The 23,823-nt window shown below is 68.2% G+C and carries 15 protein-coding genes; 10 read left to right on the forward strand and 5 right to left on the reverse strand.

What is annotated here, in order from left to right; all coding sequences use genetic code 11:
* The first annotated feature begins 134 nt into the window (after positions 1 to 134).
* The 5 genes from BM066_RS02710 (at position 135) to BM066_RS02725 (ending at position 9,557) form a co-directional block, all read left to right on the forward strand.
* Positions 135 to 4,580: an RHS repeat domain-containing protein gene (locus BM066_RS02710; protein WP_177218361.1), complete on the forward strand. Its 4,446-nt coding sequence runs from the start codon at positions 135 to 137 to the stop codon at positions 4,578 to 4,580.
* Positions 4,577 to 4,972 (forward strand): hypothetical protein, encoded by a 396-nt coding sequence (locus BM066_RS25785; protein ID WP_143093636.1) that lies wholly within the window; start codon positions 4,577 to 4,579, stop codon positions 4,970 to 4,972. The genes BM066_RS02710 and BM066_RS25785 overlap by 4 nt, the downstream gene beginning before the upstream one ends.
* 400 nt (positions 4,973 to 5,372) lie before the next feature.
* A complete protein-coding gene (locus BM066_RS02715; protein ID WP_049801077.1) occupies positions 5,373 to 6,812 on the forward strand; it encodes a sugar porter family MFS transporter in 1,440 nt (479 codons plus the stop codon).
* A gap of 208 nt (positions 6,813 to 7,020) precedes the next feature.
* On the forward strand, positions 7,021 to 8,643 hold the full coding sequence (locus BM066_RS02720) for a family 43 glycosylhydrolase (protein ID WP_018061831.1): 1,623 nt from the start codon (positions 7,021 to 7,023) through the stop codon (positions 8,641 to 8,643).
* Positions 8,644 to 8,825: 182 nt separating this feature from the next.
* Complete coding sequence (locus BM066_RS02725) at positions 8,826 to 9,557, forward strand: DUF6683 family protein (protein WP_018061832.1); 732 nt, start codon at positions 8,826 to 8,828, stop codon at positions 9,555 to 9,557.
* 44 nt (positions 9,558 to 9,601) lie between these two features.
* On the opposite strand, the gene BM066_RS02730 is transcribed toward BM066_RS02725, so the two are convergent.
* Both BM066_RS02730 and BM066_RS02735 read right to left on the reverse strand, forming a co-directional pair.
* On the reverse strand, positions 9,602 to 10,375 hold the full coding sequence (locus BM066_RS02730; RefSeq protein ID WP_049801078.1) for a YceI family protein: 774 nt from the start codon (positions 10,373 to 10,375) through the stop codon (positions 9,602 to 9,604).
* Positions 10,376 to 10,601: 226 nt separating this feature from the next.
* Positions 10,602 to 11,201 (reverse strand): TetR/AcrR family transcriptional regulator, encoded by a 600-nt coding sequence (locus BM066_RS02735; RefSeq protein ID WP_018061834.1) that lies wholly within the window; start codon positions 11,199 to 11,201, stop codon positions 10,602 to 10,604.
* 188 nt (positions 11,202 to 11,389) lie between these two features.
* On the opposite strand from BM066_RS02735, the gene BM066_RS02740 reads away from it, so the two are divergent.
* The 3 genes from BM066_RS02740 to BM066_RS02750 are packed head-to-tail and all read left to right on the forward strand — an operon-like array spanning position 11,390 to position 17,177.
* Positions 11,390 to 12,556, forward strand: a complete 1,167-nt coding sequence (locus BM066_RS02740; protein ID WP_018061422.1) for an efflux RND transporter periplasmic adaptor subunit — start codon at positions 11,390 to 11,392, stop codon at positions 12,554 to 12,556.
* Positions 12,557 to 12,568: 12 nt separating this feature from the next.
* Entirely contained in the window at positions 12,569 to 15,763 is a 3,195-nt protein-coding gene (locus BM066_RS02745) for an efflux RND transporter permease subunit (RefSeq protein ID WP_018061421.1), read from the forward strand.
* A gap of 1 nt (position 15,764) precedes the next feature.
* The gene (locus BM066_RS02750) at positions 15,765 to 17,177 is read left to right on the forward strand and encodes an efflux transporter outer membrane subunit (RefSeq protein WP_018061420.1); all 1,413 of its coding nucleotides are present in this window, start codon (positions 15,765 to 15,767) and stop codon (positions 17,175 to 17,177) included.
* A gap of 298 nt (positions 17,178 to 17,475) precedes the next feature.
* Here the strand turns inward: BM066_RS02750 and BM066_RS02755 are convergent, their stop codons facing one another.
* Positions 17,476 to 17,979: a lipocalin-like domain-containing protein gene (locus BM066_RS02755; protein WP_018061419.1), complete on the reverse strand. Its 504-nt coding sequence runs from the start codon at positions 17,977 to 17,979 to the stop codon at positions 17,476 to 17,478.
* 90 nt (positions 17,980 to 18,069) lie between these two features.
* On the opposite strand from BM066_RS02755, the gene BM066_RS02760 reads away from it, so the two are divergent.
* Positions 18,070 to 18,642, forward strand: a complete 573-nt coding sequence (locus tag BM066_RS02760) for a CGNR zinc finger domain-containing protein (RefSeq protein ID WP_018061418.1) — start codon at positions 18,070 to 18,072, stop codon at positions 18,640 to 18,642.
* Positions 18,643 to 18,787: 145 nt separating this feature from the next.
* Here BM066_RS02760 and BM066_RS02765 read toward each other — a convergent pair whose 3' ends face one another.
* Positions 18,788 to 19,249: an Lrp/AsnC ligand binding domain-containing protein gene (locus tag BM066_RS02765; protein WP_018061417.1), complete on the reverse strand. Its 462-nt coding sequence runs from the start codon at positions 19,247 to 19,249 to the stop codon at positions 18,788 to 18,790.
* 427 nt (positions 19,250 to 19,676) lie between these two features.
* Between BM066_RS02765 and putA the strand changes: the two genes are divergently transcribed.
* Entirely contained in the window at positions 19,677 to 22,784 is a 3,108-nt protein-coding gene (gene putA, locus BM066_RS02770; RefSeq protein ID WP_304441202.1) for a bifunctional proline dehydrogenase/L-glutamate gamma-semialdehyde dehydrogenase PutA, read from the forward strand.
* A 177-nt stretch (positions 22,785 to 22,961) separates the two neighbouring features.
* On the opposite strand, the gene BM066_RS02775 is transcribed toward putA, so the two are convergent.
* Complete coding sequence (locus BM066_RS02775; protein WP_089924171.1) at positions 22,962 to 23,612, reverse strand: glutathione S-transferase family protein; 651 nt, start codon at positions 23,610 to 23,612, stop codon at positions 22,962 to 22,964.
* Positions 23,613 to 23,823 lie beyond the last annotated feature (211 nt).

Here is a 23,823-nt window from a genome sequence, read left to right on the forward strand (position 1 = left end):
CTTGGCGCGTGGACGAACCGCCCAACGTGTCGCGATAAATCCTAGATTGACGAACAAACTTGGCAATACCTTGACGGCGCGCCGCGCGGCCCTAACGTGCACGTTGTATGTGCGCGCGGGTTTGGGGGACGTCGATGTTCGAATGGGTGAAGCAGGCCTTGGGCCAGGGCGCGCCAAGGTCCGCGGCGGGTATTGATCGATGGGACAGCGTCGCGAGGCGCTGGTCCGGGCGGTCACTTTGCGCCGCGTGGATGGTGCTGGGAACGCTCCTGATCACCCCGACGGCCATGGCGCAGACCGCGCCCGCCATTCCGGCCATACCGTCCGCGCCGGTGATGAACACCACGGACGAGAACGGCGTCGACATGGTGTCGGGTCAGCTGATGCTGCACGACATGCCCATCAGCGTCGGTAAGCCCGGCGAAGGCGGCCTGAGCTGGTCGTTCAGCGGTTACCGCAGCCGTGATGCTCTGCGCGGCTATATTGAGTTCTCCCGAGGCTCCCAGTCGGAGCAGTACGCCCGGCAATACCGGGTGGCCTACGGCGACGGCTCGGCGTTGTTCACCGCTCCAAGCAGCGGCCCAGTCGGGACATTCCAGCGCAAGAGCGGCCCGGGGAAGTCGCTCGCCTACACGCCCGGCGCGGGCGGCGCGCCTGGAAGCTACACCTATACGGCCTTGGACGGAACCGTGGCGACCTTCCTGGAGAATACCGCGAACACGCCAGGCGAAGGGGATGCGAGGCTCAAGACGCTCATCCGCCCCAACGGCGAGATCCTGACCTACGAGTACAAGCTCTACAGCGCCAGCTGCGGTGCAGCTTGCGGCTATAACATGCTCTCGGTGCGGAACAACCTGGGCTACATGATCAAGTACGACTGGGATCCGGCGGACTTGACCCGGCTGGCCAAGGTCACGGCGATCAACCTGGCCCAGGACACCTGTGATCCTACGGCCACCAGCTGCACCGTGGGTTCGCAATGGATGTCGGTGACGTTCACGGGCTCGCTCTACAGCGGCGCGGCGCTCCAGCTCACCGACAATCTCGGGCGCACCAACACCTACACCAGAGATGCTTACAGCAACGTCGCCGGGATACAGCGGCCTGGCCAAGCAGCGATCACCATCGCCTACAATCCGCCACGGCCGCCTCCGCCGCCTACAGGCGATATCGACAACCGAGTCCACGTCGAATACGAAAAAATCAACAGTGTAAGCATCGCCGCCGGACCCAACACCCCCGCGGCCACATGGTCGTACAGCTACGAATACTATTCGCTTACCCAAGGCTCGATGCCCTGGATCCGTGCGACGCGGAGCGATCCCACCTCGCGGCAGCGACTCTATGTCATCGACCCCTTCCTGGAGTTGGTGACATCCAGTTCCGAAGGACCAACGACCAGCGCCACCGATCTGGGCATGGCGACGAAATATACTTACCTCGCCGGCGAGACGAGCACGATCGTCCAACCCGAGGGCAACGGGGTCAGCTATGGCTACATCCCCCAGGGTCCGGTCAACCGCGTCAGCAACACCGCCAAGGACGGGACCACGACCAGCACCAGAATGACCGCCACCTACGGCTACGGGACGTCGATCTCCAACTGCACCAATCCTGTTCTGTGCGACAAGCCTGTAACGATCGTCGACGCCGCGAACGCCCAGACCGACATGACCTACGACCCGATCCATGGCGGCGTCGCCACGGTCCTGGCGCCGCCGCCGAACCTCGGGCAGGCCGTCAGTGCGACCAATCCTCGGCAACTGACCGCCTATCAGTACAGCCAGTTCAGCGCGGTCTATCATCAGGGCGGCACGGGCGCCCTGGAGGCCGATCTTGGCCACAAGGTCTGGCGGCTGACCAAGATCACCCTTTGCGACGCCATCACCGCGACCGGCGGCTGCATCGACGCCGCCGCCGCGCGACGGGTGACCAGCTACAGCTACGCCTCGGCCGACGGCGGCAATTTGAAACTGCCGCTGCAACTGGTTTCAGTCACCAAGCAACCCGACGATCCGGCGCTCGCCAACACGACCAGCTACACCTACAACGCCCTGGGCGACGTGCTCACGACCACGGGTCCGCTCGCTAGCCAGACGGTGCGATCCCGTTACGACGGCGCCCGGCGTCTGATCGGCAGTGTCGGCGTTGCGGTGGCCGGCCGGCCGTCCTTGGCCACCCGGATCACCTACCCGGCGCCGGCCCAGGACATAGGCCTGCCGGTCCTGACCGAGCAGGGTACGGTGCTCGACCAGACCGACGCGGCCTGGGCCAATTTCAGCCCGATCAGCTCGACCGCCGTCGCTTACGACGTCCGCGCGCGCAAGGCGCGGGAAGACGGCAGGGACAAGAACGGCGCCAGCGTCTCCGTCACCCAGTACGATTACGACGGAGCCAATCGGCTGGCCTACGAAACCGTGCGCATGAACCCGGACGTGTTTGGATCCCTGCCGGCGTCGGCGGCGACGCCCTGGACCGTCGGATCCTACGGGCCCGACCGGATCACCAGCTATCAGTACGATCCCTATGGCCGCCTCACCACGACGACCCGCGCCGTTGGCGTTCTGAACGCGGCCAGCACCACCGGCTATACGAACAACAGCAAGATCGCCACGGTCAAAGACGAAAACGGCAACCTCACCACCTACCGGTATGATGGTTTCGACCGCCCGACCTATACTTACTTCCCATCCAAAACGACGGCGGGGGTCAGTTCGGACACCGACTTTCTGCTGAACACCTACGACCCGGTCACCTGGAACCGTAGCCAGGAGCGCCGCCGCGACGGCCAGTTGGTCAACTACACCTACGACAGCCGCAATCGCGTGATCGCCAAGGATCTGCCGGCCGCCAGCTATGGCTTCGACAGCTTCGACCAGATGACGTCGGCGACGGAGGCCAGCCGGTCGATCACCCGCGGCTATGACGCGCTTGGGCGCCTGACCGCCGAAACCGGGCCGCTGGGAAAGGTCAGCTATGAATACCGTCTCGACGGCGCCCGCACACGGATGACCTGGCCTGACGACTTCTATGTCACCTACGACAACGACAATTCCGGCGCGGTGACCGCCATCCGCGAGAAGGGCGCCGCGTCCGGCCCCGGCGTGCTGGCCACCATCGCCTATGATCCGCAGGGCCGTCGCCAGAGCCTGACCCGCGGCAATGGGGTGACGACCACCTACGACTATGACCCGGCGTCGCGGCTGCAGACCTTGACCCAAGATTTGGCGAACTCGGCCAACGACCAGGTCCTTGGGTTCACCTACAGTCCCGCCGATCAGATCTTCAGCCGCTCAAGCAGCAATCCGCTCTACACCTGGACCACATTCTACAGCGGCCAGCGGACCTATGGGGTCAACGGCCTGAACCAGCTCACCAGCTCGGGCGCACAGACCCTCAGCTACAGCGACAACCGGGGCAATCTCACCTCGGACGGCGTGACCACCTACGGCTACGACATCGACAACCGGCTGGTCAGCGCTTCGCCCGGCGCCGACTTGGCCTATGACCCGGCCGGCCGGCTCTACCAAGTCACCGCCAACGGCGGCGCGACGACCCGGTTCGCCTATGACGGTTCCAACCTGATCGGCGAGTACGACGGCTCGGGAACCTTGCAGCGGCGTTACGTGCACAGCCCTGACGTGGACGAGCCGCTGGTCTGGTACGAGGGCTCGGGCGAGACCGACCGGCGCTGGCTGACAGCCGACCACCAGGGCTCGATCATCGCCGTGACCGACGGCTCGGGGGCGTCCATCGCCACAAACACCTATGACGAATACGGCGTCCCGGGCGCCGGCAACCGGGGCCGGTTCCAGTACACTGGCCAGACCATGATTCCCGAGTTGGGGATGTATTACTACAAGGCCCGGATCTATTCGCCGACCTTGGGGCGGTTTCTCCAAACCGACCCCATCGGATACGCAGACGGGCTCAACTGGTACGCCTATGTCGGCAATGATCCGCTGAATCGAAACGATCCGATGGGCTTGTCGAAATGCCCGCTAAATGATCCAAATTGCGTCGAAACGCCAGAGTCAGCAGCCGCTCCGGGTGATCCCCCACCGAAGACTGACGAGGTAACCGCTCTCGAAGGAATCGTCGTCACGGCGAGCAAACGTGGTACGGATTCTAGCGGCGGTTCCCTGCCGTATTCCGCTCCAGCGGAAACCGGATATGCCGTTGGGCCGAGTGGCCTAGACAAGTTGGTATTGAGGCACCTGAAAGATGTTGATTGCGGCGGCGGCAATACAGTCGTGGTCAATCGTGCCCAAGTCCCCAAAGGAGCGACTGCCGCACACATACACCCTGACGCATATGGACCTCCTGGCCGCATCCCAGGACCAGGTGATGGCGGGGCTGCGAGGTCGTCCTCCGCGCGTGTGGCGTTCATGCTTACCTCCACAAACGTCTTCACAATTGAAAGCTTCGCGGATGGTACTTTCCGTACAACTGTTTCGGGGGCTCCACTGAGCGATAGTCAGCGAACTGAATTGGGCTCTACGATGCAAGTCTGGGAGGGGCCAGCCGGCAGCGGCGCTAAGATGTCCGATAGAAAAAGATACTGCGGAAAAAATAGATGACCGCTAACCGATTGATTTTGTTAGCGTGTTCGATATTTTGGTTATCCGCTTGCAGCGCAAATCGAGACGGCCTGCGCGCTCCATCACTCATGAGTTTCGAGCAGTGCGAGAAATCTGATATCTGCAGTATCAGTGGAGCTATGGAACTTACAAATGACGGCCACGCCTATATTGGCAAAGTTGTCATGAGTGATGGAAGGTGCGTAAATGTCTCAGTTCCACTGGAGGCTTATCGAGATTACGAATCTGGCCGGGAAAAATTCCAAAACCAAGTTTCATTGAGAGGTAGAGTTTTTCCATATGCTTATGGAGATGGTTTTACGGAAACTTTGATAAATGGAAGAAAAGTTGGCTACGGGAAGTGTGGTAATTTCTATGTTTTTGTCAAATAGTGGGCAATATCTTTTTATCTAGATTGTGGAGAGGTCCTGCAACTGAACGGCGCCGTTCCTCGCCGGCCCGGGCCTCGCGCACGAGCTCAAGCTGGGACGGGAAACGGACACACACTCTTTTTTTGCGCTTTTTGCGATTAGAAACAGCGACACACCCCCGCTCCACTTCCCGCACCAACCGCCGACCAGCCTCGGCAACCTCACGCCCCTCCTCGCCCAATACCCCATGGCGCCGGTCCGACGTTTTGCGATAACCATGGCCGGCCTGGCGTCGCCAACGGCCGGCAACGGCCCGCTTGCGTGCTGATACCGGTAACACTAAGGTCGCCGCCAAGGAGAGGCTCGGTAAGGGCCGCTTAGGGATCAAACGCGGCCTTCGGGCCTCATCGGGGAAGAAACAGTGGCATCAGTTTTGAGCGCCGGACCCAGTCCTGGCATGAGCGCCGACGGCGCCAAGGTGAACATCGCCTTCATCGCCGCCATCGTGGCCGTCGCCACCATCGGCGGCTTCATGTTCGGCTATGACAGCGGCGTCATCAACGGCACCCAGGAAGGCCTGGAGAAGGCCTTCAGCCTGAGCAAGCTGGGCACCGGCCTGAACGTCGGCGCGATCCTGCTGGGATGCGCCGCCGGCGCCTTCGCCGCCGGCCGCCTGGCCGACGTCTGGGGCCGCCGCACGGTGATGATCATCGCCGCCCTGCTGTTCCTGGTCAGCGCCCTGGGCACCGGCGCCTCGCACACCTCGCTGGTGTTCATCGCCTTCCGCCTGCTGGGCGGCCTGGGCGTCGGCGCGGCCTCGGTGCTGTGCCCGGTCTATATCTCGGAAGTCACGCCCGCGAACATCCGCGGCCGCCTGTCGTCCGTGCAGCAGATCATGATCATCACCGGCCTGACCGGCGCCTTCGTGGCCAACTACATCCTGGCCCACACCGCCGGCAGCTCGACCGCCCCGTTCTGGCTGGGCCTGCCGGCCTGGCGCTGGATGTTCTGGATGCAGACCATCCCGGCCGCGATCTTCTTCTTCAGCCTGCTGTCGATCCCGGAAAGCCCGCGCTTCCTGGTCGCCAAGGGCAAGGAGGCCGAGGCCGAAAAGATCCTCTCGCGCCTGTTCGGCGCCGGTCAGGGCGCCGGCAAGGTCGCCGAGATCCGCGCCTCGCTGGCCGCCGACCACCACAAGCCCAAGCTGGCCGACCTGCTGGACCCGACCACCCGGAAGGTCCGCATGATCGTCTGGGCCGGCCTGGTCCTGGCCGTGTTCCAGCAGCTGGTCGGCATCAACATCGTCTTCTACTACGGCTCGGTGCTGTGGCAGTCGGTCGGCTTCACCGAGGACGACAGCCTGAAGATCAACATCCTGTCGGGCTCGCTCTCGATCCTGGCCTGCCTGGCCACGATCGCCGTGATCGACAAGATCGGCCGCAAGCCGCTGCTGCTGATCGGCTCGGCCGGCATGGCCGTGACCCTGGGCGTGATGACCTGGTGCTTCTCGACCGCCACCACGGTCAACGGCGCCCTGCACCTGGACGCCAGCATCGGCCCGATCGCCCTGATCGCCGCCAACCTGTACGTGGTGTTCTTCAATCTCAGCTGGGGCCCGGTCATGTGGGTGATGCTGGGCGAGATGTTCCCCAACCAGATGCGCGGTTCGGCCCTGGCCGTCGCCGGCTTCGCCCAGTGGATCGCCAACTTCGCCATCTCGGTCAGCTTCCCGGCCCTGGCCGCGATCAGCCTGCCGATGACCTACGGCTTCTACGCCGTCAGCGCCCTGGTCTCGTACTTCCTGGTCCAGAAGCTGGTTCACGAGACCCGCGGCAAGGAGCTGGAGGCGATGGAGGGCTAAACGCCGTCCACCGCGACCGACCATAAAAACGCCCGGGAGGTTCACCTCCCGGGCGTTTTCGTGTGCGGTATCCGCGTCGCGGGACGTCGCTTCCGGTGGCGGTTCCAGGTCTTTGAAATCAAGAATGACACCGGTGGACAAGAACGTTTCCTTGTCGCTAAGTGCCCCTCAACAAGCCGGGCGACACCCAGGTGGGGAGGAAGTTTTCATGGTCGACATCAACCGCCGCGGCGCCCTGGGCTCGCTGCTCACCGGCGCCGGGCTCGCCGCCGTACCGGCCGTGTCCCAAGCCCAGATGGGCGCCCTGCCCGCCGCGCCGGCCGCCGGCGCGGGTCCGACCTGGACCAAGGGCGTCGAGGGCCAGCGCAAGGCCGACCTGGGCGACGGAACCTTCCTCAATCCCATCCTGGCCGGCGACCATCCCGACCCGTCGATCCTCAAGGACGGCGACGACTACTACATGACCCACTCGTCGTTCGACGCCTATCCGGGCCTGCTGATCTGGCATAGCCGCGACCTGGTGAACTGGACCCCGGTCGGCCCCGCCCTGAAGACCAATGTCGGCTCGATCTGGGCGCCCGAACTCTGCAAGCACGAGGGCCGCTACTACATCTACCTGCCGGCCAAGTTCCCGGGCGCCAACACCAGCTACGTGATCTGGGCCGACCGGATCGAGGGGCCGTGGAGCGAGCCGGTCGACCTGAAGCTGCCGCGCTACATCGATCCCGGCCATGTGGTCGATGACGACGGCGTGCGCTGGCTGTTCCTGTCGGGCGGCGACCGCGTCCGGCTCGCGCCCGACGGCCTGTCGACGGTCGGCCGGCCCGAGCACGTCTACGATCCCTGGCGCTATCCCGACGACTGGGACGTCGAGGGCTTCTCGCCCGAAGGCCCCAAGGTGATGAAGCGCGGCGACTGGTACTACCTGGTCACCGCCGTGGGCGGCACGGCCGGTCCGCCGACCGGCCACATGGTCATCGTCGCCCGCGCCAGGTCGCTGGCCGGCCCGTGGGAGAACGATCCGAAGAACCCGGTCGTGCGCACCACGAACAATTCCGAGAAATGGTGGTCGCGCGGCCACGCCACCCTGGTCGAGGGCCCGGCGGGCGACTGGTGGACCGTCTATCACGGCTACGAAAACGGCTATTACACCCTGGGCCGCCAGACCCTGCTGGCCCCCGTGAGCTGGACCAAGGACGGCTGGTTCGAGGTCGGCGGCGGCGACCTGTCCAAGCCCCTTCCCAAGCCCAAAGGCGGCAAGCCCATGCCGCACGGCATGGCCCTGTCGGACGACTTCTCGAGCGACAAGCACGGCGTGCAGTGGAGCTTCTTCGATCCCAGGCCGGGCGAGCGCGAGCGGATCAAGCGCGAGGGCGGCGTCCTGACCCTGAAGGGCGCCGGCGAGGCCCCGTCCAGCGGCGCGCCGCTGATCTTCGTCAACGGCGACCAGGCCTACGAGATCGAGTGCGAGATCGAGGTCGACCCGGACACCCGCGCCGGCCTGATCCTGTTCTACGACCGCCAGCTCTATTGCGGCCTAGGCTTCGACGCCAAGGCCTTCGTCACCCACCAGTACGGGATCGAGCGCGGCCGCCCGGCCAACCCGCACGGGTCGAGGATGCTGATGCGGCTGCGCAACGACCGCCACATCGTCAGCTTCCATACCAGCGGCGACGGGGGAAAGACCTGGAAGCGGTTCGACCGCGGCATGGAGGTCTCTGGCTACCACCACAATGTGCGCGGCGGCTTCCTGATGCTGAAGCCGGGCCTCTATGCGGCGGGCCAGGGCTCGGCGCGGTTCAGGGGGTTCAAGTACCGGGCGCTGGCCTGAGGCCGCCGCCAAACAGCCCAACGGTTGTCACCCGGGAAAGCGCGCAGCGCTTGTCCGGGGTGACAACAAAATGGGCTGGGCCGGATCGGAACCACCGAAGGCTCAAAACGCGGAAGGCGGTTTTCGCCGTCACGTTTCGAGCCAATACTGCCGCCGGGTCGGGGTCACGTCTGGAGCGCGCCATGCGGTCGATCCCCGCCGTCCTGTCCACTCTTCTGGTTCTCGCCGCGCCGCTGGGGGCCCGCGCCCAGGACTTCGCGGGGCCGCTCAGCCCCGGCGCCTTCGAAGCCACGATGAACATGGGACCGATCGCCCAGACGATCCGCCAGCAGATGCGGGCGGGCCTGTACGGTCCCGAGGCCGCCGCTTCCGGCGTCCCGGCCCCGGCCCCGCCGGCCGACCTGCGCTACACGCCCTCCAAGGCTCGCCGCGCCGCCAACCTGGCCGACTTCGTCGCCCGCAGCCGACGGGTCGATCCCCAGGGGGCCGACGACCTGCAGGCCCTGTTCGCCAAGGCCGACATCATCGAGGCGATGCGCCAGCCCCTGGCGAAGTCGGGCCTGCGTGTCGACGACCTGGCCGACGCCTACGCCATCTGGTGGATCACCGCCTGGCACGCCAGCCGCGGCGGCAACGAGACGCCCGACCCGCGCACCGTCGCGGCCGTACGCGCCCAGGCCGCGCGGGCGTTGTCAGCCTCGCCCGTGGTGCGCGGGGCCGGCGACGGTCCCAAGCAGCAATTGGCCGAGGCCCTGCTGATCCAGGCGGCGCTGCTGGACGACGCGGTCGAGCGGTCCAAGACCAGGCCCGACCAGATGCGGGCCGTCCGCGTCGCGGCGGCCCAGGGCGCGCGCGGCATGGGCCTGGATCTGGCGTCCATGACCCTGACCGAGACGGGGTTCGCGCCCAGTTGAAGCCGGGGACACGCCGATGGGCATGTCCCCGGTCGTCAATGCGGCTACTGCGCCGCCGGCGCCGCCGGGGCCTTGGCGTCGGCCAGCGGCGGGCCGCTGAATTCGGCCTCGATGGTCACGTCGACCGCGTCGCCGACGCCCATGGTCGTGCCCGGGGCCGGGACGCCGAAGCCCATGCCGAACTCCGAGCGGTTGAACGTCCCCTTGGCCGAGAAGCCGATGCGGGCGTGCGGGTCCATCGGGTGGCCGGCGTAGCCGCCGTTGAAGGTGGCGTCCAGCACCACCGGCTTGGTCACGCCGTGCAGGGTAAAGTCGCCGGTGACCTTGGCGGTGTTGGCGCCGGTGACCTCGACCTTGGTCGAGCGGAAGGTGATGGCCGGATACTGGGCCGTGTCCAGCCAGGCCTTGCCGGTCAGCTCGTCCTTGAAGCCGGCCGGCGGGCTGGGCAGGGTCAGGGACTTGGGATCGATGGTCGCCTCGACGCTGGAAGCCGTGGGGTTGGCCGGGTCGAACTTCAGCTTGGCGTCAAAAGTGCTGAATCGCGCGGTGTAGTGCGAGAAGCCCAGGTGGTTGACCTTGAACTCCAGGCTGGCGTGGGCCGGGTCCAGCTTGTAGTCGCCGGCCGGCACCTGCGGCATGACGAACTTGTCCGCCGCCAGGCCGGTCGCGGCGGGCGAAGACGCGGCCGACGGGGCGGCGGGGACCTCGGCCTTCTTGTCGGCCGGCGGCGAGCAGGCCGCCAGGGCCAGGGCCAGGGCGGCGCCGGCGGTCAGCCAGAAAACCCGGCGCGCGTGCGGACGGACGGTCGAATAGGTCATGACGTCTTCCCTTTTTGCATTGGCGGCCACGAAGGCCGGCGCGCGGTTTCCGGTCAAGTCCGAGGCGCGCCATCCCACGAAGGACGCACGAGGACGCAGGTTCCCGACAGCGGGCCGCTATTTTCTCATCACGACTTGACGTTGCGGAAGTCGTGACGATCCTGTCAACCGTCACGCCGACGGATCCCGCCCCTTGTGGAGACGGTTCTTGAACAGTCCCGCGACCCTAGCCCAGCAGGTGCCGGATCGTCGCGGCCAGCACGCGCGTCAGGGGCTCGCGGTCGGTGTCGGGGTGGTTGACCGCCCGGATGATCATGCCGTCGAACAGCAGGCCCACGGCCTCGCAGCGGGCCTGGAACTCGGCGTCGCTCCATTCGGGCTTGCGGCCCCGGTCCAGCATGGTCTGGGCGTAGACCCGCTCCTGGGCGTCGGCGGCCCGCAGGATGGCGGCGACCTTCGGATTGCGGCTGGCCTCGGCCAGGACCTCCAGGGTCAAGGCCGCGCGGCCCAGGTCGAAGCACTTTTCGACGGCCTCGGGCAGGTGCTCGGTCACCGCGTCGACCAGGTCGCCGGGCCGGCTCTCCATCTCGGCGAACTTCTCGCGCATCTCGGCCAGGTCCTGGGCGACGATGGCGGCGATGATCGCCTCCTTGTTCTCGAAGTAGCGGTAGATCTGCCCCACGCTCAGGCCGGCGGCCTTGGCGATCTCGGCCATGCTCGCGCCGTGGAACCCCGCCTGGCGCACGCAGTCGCACGCGGCGTCCAGGATCTGCTGCCGCCGCGCCTCAGGCGTCGGCCGGAGCGTGGTGTTGGCGTCGTCGCTCATCGAAGGCTTCGCTTCCCAATTAAATTTCCGTCACGTCCAGCTGGACGGAACCCCCGAGGTTGACTTGCGACAACCTCGGACCTATGTCCAGCCCCGTTGAGAATGAACGTTCATTCTCATGTTGGTCACCAACGGGGCGTCGTCAAGGCTGAAGGCCTGCGACGCCCTGTCGCTCCTGGGGTTTCTGCATGTCCTTCGACCGTTCTCGCGCCGTGCTTTCGGCGGCCGCCCTGGCGGCCATCGCTCTGACCCTGGCGGCCTGCAGCCAGGCCAAGGGCGGCGCCGGCGGCATGGGTCCCGGCGGGCCGACGCCGGTCGGCGTCGTCGTCGCCAAGACCGAGCCGGTCACCCTGACCAGCGAACTGACCGGCCGCACCTCGGCCTATCTGGTCTCGGAGGTGCGTCCGCAGGTCGGCGGCATCGTCAAGGCCCGCCTGTTCCAGGAAGGCGCCTATGTCCGCGCCGGCCAGCCGCTCTACCAGATCGACCCCGCCACCTTCCAGGCCGCCTACAACAGCGCGGCCGCTGGCCTGGCCCAGGCCCAGGCGACCGCCACCGCCGCCAAGCTGAAGGCCGACCGCTACAAGGAACTGGTCGCCATCAACGCGGTCTCCAAGCAGGACAACGACGACGCCCAGGCCGCCAGCCTGCAGGCCATCGCCAACGTCGCCGCCCAGAAGGCCGCCGTCGACAACGCCCGCATCAACCTGGGCTGGACCAAGGTCGTCTCGCCGATCTCGGGCCGCATCGGCAAGAGCTCGGTCACGCCGGGCGCCCTGGTCACCGCCAGCCAGGCCACCGCCCTGTCCACGGTGCAGGACCTGTCCAAGGTCTATGTCGACCTGACCCAGTCCTCGGCCGACATGCTGAAGCTGCAGGCGGCGCTGAACAGCGGCCAGCTGGGCCGCTCCGGCTCGGCCCAGGTGACCCTGAAGCTGGAAGACGGTTCGACCTATCCGATCCCGGGCCGCCTGGAGTTCTCGGACGTCACCGTCGACCCGACCACCGGCTCGGTCGGCCTGCGCGCCACCTTCGACAACCCCAACGGGGTGCTGCTGCCCGGCATGTACGTCCGCGCCGTGCTCGGCAAGGGCGTGGCCAGCAACGGCATGCTGATCCCGCAGGCCGCCGTCAGCCGCGACCCCAAGGGCAACGCCACCGTGATGGTGGTCGGCGCCAAGGGCGCGGCCGAGCCCCGCCAGATCGTCACCACCCAGACGGTGGGCGACAAGTGGCTGGTGAGCTCGGGCCTGCAGCCCGGCGACCAGGTCATCGTCGAGGGCCTGCAGAAGGTCCGCCCCGGCGCCCCGGTGAAGCCGGCCGTCATCACCGCCCCCGCCCCCGCTGCTCAGTAAGGCCGGTCCGCCATGCTTTCCCGTTTCTTCATCGACCGGCCGATCTTCGCGTGGGTCGTCGCGATCGTCATCATGCTGGCGGGGGCCCTGGCCATCCGCAGCCTGCCGATCGCCCAGTATCCCAACATCGCCCTGCCCCAGGTGTCGATCAACGCCATCTATCCCGGCGCCTCGGCCAAGACCGTCGAGGACAGCGTCACCCAGGTCATCGAACAGAAGATGAAGGGCTTGGACGGCCTGGACTACATGTCGTCGACCAGCGACAGCTCGGGCGCGGCGACCACCACCCTGACCTTCAAGGCCGGCACCAACATCGACATCGCCCAGGTGCAGGTGCAGAACAAGCTGCAGACGGCCACCGCCCTGCTGCCGCAGGAAGTGCAGCAGCAGGGCCTGACCGTGGCCAAGTCGGCGCGCAACTTCCTGCTGATCATCGGCATGTATTCGGATGATCCGAAGACCACCAACACCGACCTGGCCGACTACATCGCCAGCAACCTGCAGGACCCGCTGAGCCGCGTCGACGGCGTGGGCGAGGTCCAGCTGTTCGGCGCGCAGTACGCCATGCGGATCTGGCTGGATCCCAACAAGCTGGCCAGCTACAGCCTGACCCCCGCCGACGTGATCGCCGCCATCCGGGCCCAGAACGCTCAGGTTTCGGCCGGCCAGCTGGGCGGCGTGCCCAACCTGCCGGGCATCGGCCTGAACGCCACGATCACCGCCCAGTCGCGCCTGAGCACCCCGGCCCAGTTCCAGGAGATCATCGTCAAGAACAGCCCCGGCGGCGCCATCGTGCACCTGCGCGACGTCGCCCGGGTCGAGCTGGGCGCGGAAAGCTACGGCTTCGGCGCCAAGTACAACGGCAAGCCCGCCGCCGGCCTGGCCATCCGGCTGGCCCCCGGCGCCAACGCGCTGAACACCGCCGACGCCGTCAAGAAGCGGGTCGAGCAACTGTCCAAGACCTTCCCGGCCAACTACCGGTACGTGGTCCCCTACGACTCCACGCCGTTCGTGAAGCTGTCGATCGAGGAGGTGGTCAAGACCCTGATCGAAGCCATCGTGCTGGTCTTCATCGTCATGTTCCTGTTCCTGCAGAACTGGCGCGCGACCCTGATCCCGACCATCGCCGTGCCGGTCGTCCTGCTGGGCACCTTCGGCGTGCTGGCGGCCTTCGGCTACTCGATCAACACCCTGACCATGTTCGGCCTGGTGCTGGCCATCGGCCTGCTGGTCGACGACGCCATCGTCGTGGTCGAGAATGTCGAGCGGGTGATGAGCGAGGAAGGGCTCAGTCCCGTCGAGGCCACCCGCAAGTCGATGAGCGAGATCACCGGCGCCCTGATCGGCATCGCCCTGGTCCTGGCCGCGGTGTTCGTGCCCATGGCCTTCTTCGGCGGCTCGCAGGGCGTGATCTACCGTCAGTTCTCGATCACCATCGTCTCGGCCATGGCCCTGTCGGTGCTGGTGGCCCTGATCCTGACCCCGGCCCTGTGCGCCACCCTGCTCAAGCCGGCCGCCCACGGCCACGGCGAGGCCCTGAGGACCGACCATCCGGGCCCGCTGGGCGCGGTGACCAATCTCGCCAACCGCTTCTTCAACTGGTTCAACCGCAACTTCAACGACACCAGCCGGCGCTACCAGGGGACCGTTCGCGGCCTGCTGGGCAAGAGCGGCCGCTGGATGGTGGCCTACGGCGTGGTCATCCTGGTGATGGGCTTCCTGTTCATCCGCCTGCCCAGCGCCTTCCTGCCCGAGGAAGACCAGGGCACGATGTTCACCCTCGTCCAGCTGCCGCCCGGCGCGCCGGAAGAGCGGACCCAGGCGGTGCTGGACCAGGTCCGTTCGCACTTCCTGGTCGACGAGAAGGAGTCCGTGCAGGCGGTCTTCACCGTCGCCGGCTTCAGCTTCGCCGGCGCCGGCCAGAACGCCGGCCTGGCCTTCATCCGCCTGAGGGACTTCGACGAACGCAAGGCCGCCAACCTCAAGGCCCCGGCCGTCGCCGGCCGGGCCATGGCCAAGTTCATGCAGATCCGCGACGCCATGGTCTTCGCGGTCGTGCCGCCGGCCGTGCCGGAACTGGGCACCTCGTCGGGCTTCGACTTCCAGCTGCAGGACGTCGGCGGCGTCGGCCACGACGCCCTGATCGCCGCCCGCAACCAGGTGCTGGGCATGGCCGCCCAGGATCCCGCCCTGGCCGGCGTGCGTCCCAACGGCCAGGACGACACCCCGCAGCTGAAGATCGACATCGACCAGGCCAAGGCCGGGGCGATGGGCCTGACCACGGCCGACATCAACGCCGCGCTCAGCGCCGCGTGGGGCGGTTCGTACGTCAACGACTTCATCGACCGCGGCCGGATCAAGAAGGTCTACGTCCAGGCCGACGCGCCCTTCCGCATGCGTCCGGAGGACCTGGACAGCTGGTACGTTCGCACCAGCACCGGCACGATGGCGCCGTTCTCGTCCTTCGCCACCAGCCGCTGGATCTACGGCTCGCCGCGCCTGGAGCGCTACAACGGCCTGTCGTCGGTCAACATCCAGGGCGCGCCCGCCCCCGGCAAGAGCTCGGGCCAGGCCATGGCCGCCATGGAGAAGATCGCCGCCCAGCTGCCGCCCGGCATCGGCTTCGAATGGACCGGCCTGTCGGCCCAGGAGCGCGAATCCGGCAACCAGGCCCCGGCCCTGTACGGCATCTCGATCCTGGTGGTGTTCCTGCTGCTGGCGGCCCTCTATGAGAGCTGGTCGATCCCGCTGTCGGTGATCATGGTCATCCCGCTGGGCATCGTCGGCGCCCTGCTGGCCACTACCCTGCGCGGCCTCAGCAACGACATCTACTTCCAGGTGGGCCTGCTGACGACCATGGGCCTGGCGTCCAAGAACGCCATCCTGATCGTCGAGTTCGCCAAGGACCTGCACGAGCAGGGCATGGAGCTGGTCGAGGCGACGGTGGAGGCGGTCCGCATCCGTCTGCGGCCGATCATCATGACCTCGCTGGCCTTCGTCTTCGGCGTGCTGCCCCTGGCGATTTCCAACGGGGCCGGCTCGGGGAGCCAGCACGCGATCGGCACCGGCGTGATCGGCGGCATGATCTCGGCCACCCTGCTGGCGATCTTCTTCGTCCCGCTGTTCTTCGTGATCGTCGAGCGGATCTTCAAACCCAAGCCGCGTCGCCAAGGCGAGGCTGTCGCGACCCCGGCCGAGAGCCACTGAGATGCTTGTGCGTAACCTGACCCTCTCCCTGCTCGCCGCCTCGGCCCTGAGCGCCTGCACCCTGGCGCCCAGGACCGAGCGTCCGGCCCTGCCGGTGGCCAACGCCTGGCCGGTGGCGACCGCCGACGCCGGCCAGGCGGCCTCCGCCGCCGACCTGGCCTGGCGCGACGTGTTCATCGATCCGCGCCTGCAGGGCGTGATCGACCTGGCGCTGAGCAACAACCGCGACCTGCGCGTGGCGGTGCTCAACATCGAGAAGGCCCGCGCCCAGTACCGGGTCCAGCGCGCGGCCCTGCTGCCGGGCGTCGCCGCCACGGCGACCGGGACCAGGAGCCAGACCACCGAAGCCCAATCCGCCCTCCAGGGCGGCGACCGGACCACGACGGCCTACACCGCCGGCGTCGGCGTCACCGCCTGGGAGCTCGACCTGTTCGGCCGGGTCCGCAGCCTGAAGGACGCGGCCCTGCAGAGCTACCTGGCCACCCGCGAGACCAGCCGCTCGGTGCAGATCAGCCTGATCGCCCAGACGGCCAACAGCTGGCTGGCCCTGGCCGCCGACCAGGACCTGCTGGCCCTGGCCCAGGACACCCTGCGCACGCGGGAAGAATCGCTGAAGCTGATCCGCAGCCGGTTCGACGCCGGGGCGGCCAATCAGCTGGACCTGCGCCAGGCCGAGACCCTGGCCGAGACCGCCCGCTCGGACGTGGCGACCTATGTCGCCCAGGTCGAGCAGGACAAGAACGCCCTGCGGCTGGTGGCCGGCGCCGACGTGCCGGCCGACCTGCTGCCGGCCGGCGGCCTGGTCACCGCCCAGATCCTGCCGGACCTGCCCCCCGGCATCCCGTCCGACGTGCTGACCCGTCGCCCGGACGTGCTGGCCGCCGAGCACGCCCTGGCCGGCGCCAACGCCAATATCGGCGCGGCCCGAGCGGCGTTCTTCCCCAGCATCAGCCTGACGGCCCAGGCCGGCGTGGCCAGCGGTTCGCTGAGCAGCCTGTTCGATGGCGGCAATGGAACCTGGAGCTTCGCGCCGCGCGTCAGCCTGCCGATCTTCGCCGGCGGGGCCAATGTCGCCAATCTCGACAGCGCCAAGGCCAGCCGCGACATCGCCGTGGCCAATTACGAGAAGGCGGTGCAGACCGCCTTCCGCGAGGTCTCCGACGGCCTGGCCGTGCAGTCGACGATCCAGGACAGGGTCGGCTCGCAGGAGCGCCTGGTCGCCGCCGCCAACGACTCGGTCCGCCTGTCGCGGGCCCGTTACGGCGCCGGGATCGACAGCTCCCTGACCCTGCTGGACGCCCAGCGGACGCTCTACACCGCGCAGCAGGGCCTGATCGGGGCCCGCCTGGCCCGGGCCGCCAACCTGGCCACGCTGTACAAGGCGCTCGGCGGCGGGGCTCCCGCCGGCCGCTGAGCCACACCGATCCCCCGTCCCCAGCGGGGGAGGCTCGCGGCGTCGCCCCCCGACGCCGCCAAGCCGGAAGGGGCGCGCCCTCCCCAAATCCCGCGCGCCCCTTCTACCTTGGCCAAGGCCGAAGCGAACAAGTCGAGGCTGGCTTCAATTGACGGCCCCCACAGTTGTCATCCCGGAAGCCCCGCAGGGGCTGTCCGGGATCCAGGGGACTGGGCTGACGCGGCGCGGCTGTCCTGGATCCCGGACACGCGCTGCCCGCTTTCCGGGATGACAACTTGCTTTAAACTCAAAACCGCTCTCATCGCTCGCGCCGCCACGCCGAGATCGGCACCGAGCCGTCCGGGCGCGGCGTGGGCACCTGGTAGCTGAGGCTGTCGGCGGTCAGGACGTATTTGCGCCGCTGCTCGGTCCCCTCCCAGTTGGGATAGGACGCGCCCTCGATCCGGAAGACCAGCACGTGGGCGGCCGGGTCGACGGCGACGGTCCCGTAGTGGGTGGACGAACCCATCACCGCGCTGGCGAACTCCTCCGGCGTGGACGTCGCTTTGTCGCCCGAGGCGACGCGCAGGCGTTCGCCGTTGAAGATCTGCAGGCTGTAGCGCCCCTGGGCGTCGATGATCAGCCGTCCCTTCGGATGCTGGCCGTAGTCGCGGCTGCGCGAACCGTCAGGGGCCAGGCGGTCGGCCGCCGTCAGGGTCCAGGTCCCGGCCAGCGAGGGCTCGGCCGCCGTCGCGGCCGTGGCCAGCAGGGCCGTCGCCAGCGCCAGGCCAGCGCCGAGGCGGCGCCCGTGGATCGATTTCATGTCGCTCTCCAGTATGTAACCTGTTTATCAGGTTAGCTTGCCGACCCTTGGCGAAACACCGTAACCTGTCAATACGGTTCGGAGCAGGGCATGACGGCGAAGGCGGAGATCCGCGACGGCTTCAAGTTTCGCGGCGGCAGTCCGGCCCTGGACTTGGCGGCGACGGTGGTCGGCCGGCTGGGCGCCGCGCCGCGCGACCTGCTGGCCACGCCCGCCGACCTGGACCGCTGGCTGGTGGCGGCCGAGCTGGCCCAGGTCGCGCCGGGCTCGACCGAGGGGAATCTGGTCCAGGCCCGGTCGCTGCGCGAGGCGCTCTATCGCCTGGCCTTGTCGCGCGCCGAGGGCGCGGCCCTGCCCGACGCCGACCGCGACCTGCTCAACGGCTACGCCGCCCTGCCCGCCGCGCCGCTGCAGCTGGACGCCGAAGGCCGCGCCCGCCTGGCCGGCGACGTCCGCGGCCTGCTGGCGGAACTGGCCCGCGAGGGCGTGTCGCTGCTGGGCGGAGACTTCTCGGACCGCATCCGCCAGTGCGAAGGCCCGCCCTGCGCGGTGCTGTTCGTCGACACCTCGCGCAAGGGCGACCGGCGCTGGTGCTCGATGAGCGCCTGCGGGAACAAGGCCAAGGTGGCGGAGTGGCGAAAAAGGGAGCGGTCTCTCCCATGATCTTTCGCCCGAAACCGCTGTCATCCCGGACAAGGCCCGCAGGGCCGCCGATCCGGGACCGCCGCAAGCTCAGAGTTCACGTCCCGGTCCCGGATCTTCGCGCTGCGCGCTCGTCCGGGATGACAACGAAAGTGGATAGCGGCCCCTACAACGGCAGCTGCACCGTGTTCTTGACCTCTTCCAGCACCGCATAGGTCCGCGTCTCGCGCACGCCGGGCATCTTGACCAGGATGTCGCCCAGGAAGCCGCGATAGGCCTCCATGTCGCGCACCCGGGCCTTGATCAGGTAGTCGAAGCCGCCGGCCACCATGTGGCATTCCAGGATCTCGGGCGCGCGGCGCACGGCGGCGGCGAAATCCTCGAACACCTCGCCGGTCGTGCGGTCCAGCACCACCTCGACGAAGATCAGCAGGGCGCGGTCGACCTTGGCCGGGTCGAGCAGGGCCGCGTAGCCGGTGATGAAGCCCCGCTCGCGCAGCCGCCGCACCCGGTCGAAGGTGGCGGCCGGCGACAGGTTGCAGCGCTTGGCCAACTCGGCGTTGGTGATGCGGCCGTCGGCCTGCAGGACCCGCAGAAGCCGGCGATCGGTGTCATCCAGAGCAGACATCGCCTTTTCCCGTTTCCGCCGAAGATAGTTCGGAATTCCATATCAACAAACAAAGCACCTTCGCTACAACCGGGACTATACCCTCGATCGTCCTAGCGAGCTCGGCCGCCACTCCCCCCCGGCGCCCCGGCGAGCCCAGGATCCGCCTCCGCCACTCCCCCCGGCGGAGCGCAGACGCGGCGCCCTCTCCCCCGTCGGCGCCGTGCGAGAGCGGAAGGGACGCGCGACCTCCCCCCGTATCGCGTTCCTTCCCACCTCTCCCCTTCCCCATCCTGTTCAGGCCGATCATGCTCGCCCCGCGCCGCGACAGGCTGTCGCGCGCCTGGAGCCGATCGCGCCATCCCGCGATTCCACCGAAGATCATACTGCCCGATTACAAAACAAACGAAGCACCTTCGAACAAGGCGGCGATATAGCGGCGATATCCATCAACGAGGCGACCATGACCGATTGGGATTCCCTGGACGACGGCAAGTATCGCGACGAGGCGGCGGTGATCGCCGACCTGCTGGCCGCCCAGCCCCTGGACCGCGAGGACCGCGCCGCGGTCCGCGCCGAGGCCGAGGCCCTGGTGCGCGGCGCCCGCCGCAGCGTCCGCAAGCAGGGCGTGGTCGAAAGCTTCCTGCAGGAGTTCAGCCTCGGCACCCGCGAGGGCCTGGCGCTGATGTGCCTGGCCGAGGCCCTGCTGCGCACGCCGGACGACGACACCCGCGACAAGCTGATCGCCGAGAAGATCGGCTCGGCCGATTGGGCCAGCCACCTGGGCGGCAGCGACAGCCTGTTCGTCAACGCCTCGACCTGGGGCCTGATGCTGACCGGCAAGATCGTCGAGCCCGACGAGGACGCCAAGCGCGACCTGCCCGGCTTCATCAAGAAGATCGCCGGCCGGCTGGGCGAGCCGGTGATCCGCGCCGCCGTCGGCCAGGCCATCCGCATCATGGGCGAGCAGTTCGTCCTTGGGCGGACGATCGAGGCCGCCATCAAGCGCGCCGCCGGCGACGGCGACATCTGCAGCTTCGACATGCTGGGCGAAGGCGCCCGCACCGCCGCCGACGCCGCCCGCTACGAGAAGGCCTATGCCGACGCGATCCTGACCGTCGGCAAGCTGTCCAACGGCGCCGGCCCGGAAGCCGGCCACGGCGTGTCGGTCAAGCTGTCGGCCCTGACGCCGCGCTACGAGGCCGTGCAGGAGGCCCGCGTCTGGGACGAGCTCTATCCGCGCGTCCTGCGCCTGGCCCGGATCGCCGCCCAGTACGACATCAACTTCACGATCGACGCCGAAGAGGCGGACAGACTTGCGCTGTCGCTGAAGCTGCTGGACCGGCTGTGCCGCGAGCCCGAACTCGGCGCCTGGACGGGCCTGGGCCTGGCCGTCCAGGCCTACCAGAAGCGTTGCCCCGAGGTGATCAGACGCCTGACCGCCCTGTCTCAGGAGACCGGCCGCCGCCTGATGGTCCGCCTGGTGAAGGGCGCCTACTGGGACAGCGAGATCAAGCGCGCCCAGGTCGCCGGTCGCCCGGACTATCCGGTCTACACCACCAAGCCGGCCACCGACCTGTCGTACCTGGTCTGCGCCAAGGCCCTGATCGACGCGGCCCCGCACCTCTACGCCCAGTTCGCCACCCACAACGCCCACACCCTGGCGGCCGTGGTGCGGATGTCGAAGAACGCCGGCGTCAGGATCGAGCACCAGCGCCTGCACGGCATGGGCGAGGCGCTCTACAAGGCCGCCGACGACCTCTATGACGGCGTGACCCTGCGGGCCTACGCCCCGGTCGGCGGCCACGAGGACCTGCTGCCCTATCTGGTCCGCCGCCTGCTGGAGAACGGCGCCAACACCAGCTTCGTCCACGCCTTGCTCGACGAGCGAGTGCCAGTCGAGAAGGTGGTGGTCGATCCGATCACCGCGGTCGAGGCCCACCCCGACCGCCACGCCAAGATCCCGCCCCCGATCGACGTCTACGGTCCGCGCCGCCGGAACAGCGCCGGCCTGGACCTGTCGATGAAGGCCGACCGCGACCGCCTGGCCGCCCACGTGGCCGAGCTGGACGGCCTGACCCTGTCGGCCGGCCCGCTGGTCGGCGGCAAGCTGACGGCCGGCGCCCCGCCGATGCCGGTGCAAAGCCCGACCGACCACGACCGCGTGGTCGGCGTGGTCTCCGAGGCCCAGCCGCCGCAGATCGACCTGGCCTTCCGCCTGGCCCGCGCCGCCCAGCCGGCCTGGGACCAGGCCGGCGGTCCCGTGCGGGCTGAGGTTCTCCGCGCCATGGGCGACGCCCTGGAGGCCAATCTCGAGCGCCTGTGCGCCCTGCTCTCGCGCGAGGCCGGCAAGACCCTGCCCGACGCCGTCGCCGAGGTGCGCGAGGCCGTCGACTTCTGCCGCTATTACGCCAAGCTGGCGGAGGAGCAGTTCGGCCTGGCCGGCGAGGCGCTGACCGGTCCGGTCGGCGAGACCAACAGCCTGCGGCTGGCGGGCCGGGGCGTCTTCGTCTGCATCAGCCCGTGGAACTTCCCCCTGGCCATCTTCACCGGCCAGATCGCCGCCGCCCTGGCGGCCGGCAACGCCGTGCTGGCCAAGCCGGCCGAACAGACCCCGCTCATCGCCATGGAGGCCGTGAAGCTGTACCACGCGGCCGGGCTGGACCACCGCCTGCTGGCCCTGCTGCCGGGGCGCGGCGAGACGGTCGGCGCGGCCCTGACCGCCCACGAGGGCCTGGACGGCGTGGCCTTCACCGGCGGCACCGACACCGCCTGGCGGATCAACCAGACCCTCGCCCAACGGCAGGGCCCGATCGTCCCGTTCATCGCCGAGACCGGCGGGCTGAACGGCATGTTCGTCGACACCACCGCCCAGCGCGAGCAGGTGATCGACGACGTGATCCTGTCGGCCTTCGGCAGCGCCGGCCAGCGCTGCTCGGCCCTGCGCCTGCTGTTCCTGCCGACCGACACCGCCGACCACGTCATCGAGGGCCTGAAGGGGGCGATGGACGCCCTGGTGCTCGGCGATCCGGCCCTGGCCGTCACCGACGTCGGCCCGGTGATCGACGCCGACGCCAAGGCCGCCCTGGACCAGCACCTGGTCCGCCTGAAGCGCGAGGCCAAGATCCTGCACAGCCTGCCCGCCCCGGAAACCGGCACGTTCTTCGCCCCGGTCCTGGCCGAGATCCCGGCCGCCGACTTCCTGGAGCGCGAGGTGTTCGGCCCGGTGCTGCACGTGGTGCGCTACCAGCCCGAAGACCTGGAGCAGGTCGCTGGCGCCTTGGCGGCCCGCCGCTACGGCCTGACCCTGGGCGTCCACTCGCGGATCGAAAGCTTCGCGGCCGACGTCCAGCGCCTGGTCCCGGCCGGCAACTGCTACGTCAACCGCTCGATGACCGGCGCTGTGGTCGGCGTCCAGCCGTTCGGCGGCGAGGGCCTGTCTGGCACCGGCCCCAAGGCCGGCGGCCCCCACGCCCTGCTGCGCTACGCGGTCGAGCGGGCGCTGAGCATCAACATCACCGCCCAGGGCGGGGATCCGTCGCTGCTGAACCTGTAGGCCGGCGCAATCGCATATGGGCTGGCTGAAAAAGCTGTCGTCCCGGACAAGTCCGGCGCAAGCCGGGCGCCGATCCGGGATCGCCGGAAGCTCTGAGTTCACGCCCCGGTCCCGGATCTTCGCGCTGCGCGCTTCGTCCGGGATGACAGCCGTTTTGGGCCTATGCGATAGCCGCCCCTATCCGGCCAGCGAGGCCTCGAACACCGCCAGCTGATCGGCGAAGGCGCGCTGGTAGGCCGGACGGGCCTCGGCGCGGGCGACGTAGGCGGCGAGGTTGGGATATTCGTCCAGCAGGCCCGCCCCCCTCACCCGCAGCAGCACCGACGCCATCATCAGATCGCCGGCGCTGAACGCGCCGTCCAGCCAGTCGGCGTCGCCAAGGCGCTCGGAAAGCTGGCCCAGCTGCGCGCGGATGCGGTCGTGGACCATCGCCAGGCGCTCCTCGTACCAGCTCTTGTCGCGCTCGGTGAACATGACGAACTGCAGTTCGACGATCGACTGCTCGACCGTGCTGAGCGCGGCGAACATCCAGGTGATCGCCCGCGCCCGGGCGTTGGCGTCCTCGGGCAGCAGGCCGGCGTGAGTCTCGGCGATGTGGAGCACGATGCCGCCGGACTCGAACAGGACCAGCTCGCCTTCCTCGTAGGTCGGGATCTGGCCGAAGGGATGACGCGACCGGTGGGCCGGCTGCTTCATCTCGGGGAAGGTGACCAGCCGCACGTCGTAGGGCTGGCCCACCTCCTCGAGCGCCCAGCGGACGCGCATGTCGCGCGCCAGACCCTGGCCGCGATCGGGCGACTGCTTGAAGCCGGTGATGGTGGGGTTCATGGGCGACCTCCTTGCGAATGCATGACGCTTTCCAGCGCGACACGGCGATGATCTCCCGCATCGTCCCCCCGAGGACGCGCCAGGGGCGGGCCTCCCGACAAGCGCCGTCGATTTATTCATGGCGGCGTCCATGGACGCCAGGCCTCCCACGCGAGAGGGCTCCGGACATTCTGAAATCGAATTTGTTTAATCCCTTCCCTCGCGCCGTCGC

The sequence above is a fragment of the Caulobacter sp. UNC279MFTsu5.1 genome (genome assembly GCF_900114015.1).
In the GTDB taxonomy this organism is placed as follows: domain Bacteria; phylum Pseudomonadota; class Alphaproteobacteria; order Caulobacterales; family Caulobacteraceae; genus Caulobacter.

What these genes read in the sequence shown, in the direction of transcription:
- BM066_RS02755 (WP_018061419.1), bottom strand. Translation starts at nt 17,979, where the DNA reads ATGAAATCGATCCACGGGCGCCGCCTCGGCGCTGGCCTGGCGCTGGCG.
- BM066_RS25785 (WP_143093636.1), top strand. Translation starts at nt 4,577, where the DNA reads ATGACCGCTAACCGATTGATTTTGTTAGCGTGTTCGATATTTTGGTTA.
- BM066_RS02710 (WP_177218361.1), top strand. Translation starts at nt 135, where the DNA reads ATGTTCGAATGGGTGAAGCAGGCCTTGGGCCAGGGCGCGCCAAGGTCC.
- BM066_RS02720 (WP_018061831.1), top strand. Translation starts at nt 7,021, where the DNA reads ATGGTCGACATCAACCGCCGCGGCGCCCTGGGCTCGCTGCTCACCGGC.
- BM066_RS02760 (WP_018061418.1), top strand. Translation starts at nt 18,070, where the DNA reads ATGACGGCGAAGGCGGAGATCCGCGACGGCTTCAAGTTTCGCGGCGGC.
- BM066_RS02750 (WP_018061420.1), top strand. Translation starts at nt 15,765, where the DNA reads ATGCTTGTGCGTAACCTGACCCTCTCCCTGCTCGCCGCCTCGGCCCTG.
- BM066_RS02730 (WP_049801078.1), bottom strand. Translation starts at nt 10,375, where the DNA reads ATGACCTATTCGACCGTCCGTCCGCACGCGCGCCGGGTTTTCTGGCTG.
- BM066_RS02740 (WP_018061422.1), top strand. Translation starts at nt 11,390, where the DNA reads ATGTCCTTCGACCGTTCTCGCGCCGTGCTTTCGGCGGCCGCCCTGGCG.
- BM066_RS02765 (WP_018061417.1), bottom strand. Translation starts at nt 19,249, where the DNA reads ATGTCTGCTCTGGATGACACCGATCGCCGGCTTCTGCGGGTCCTGCAG.
- BM066_RS02735 (WP_018061834.1), bottom strand. Translation starts at nt 11,201, where the DNA reads ATGAGCGACGACGCCAACACCACGCTCCGGCCGACGCCTGAGGCGCGG.
- BM066_RS02725 (WP_018061832.1), top strand. Translation starts at nt 8,826, where the DNA reads ATGCGGTCGATCCCCGCCGTCCTGTCCACTCTTCTGGTTCTCGCCGCG.
- BM066_RS02775 (WP_089924171.1), bottom strand. Translation starts at nt 23,612, where the DNA reads ATGAACCCCACCATCACCGGCTTCAAGCAGTCGCCCGATCGCGGCCAG.
- BM066_RS02745 (WP_018061421.1), top strand. Translation starts at nt 12,569, where the DNA reads ATGCTTTCCCGTTTCTTCATCGACCGGCCGATCTTCGCGTGGGTCGTC.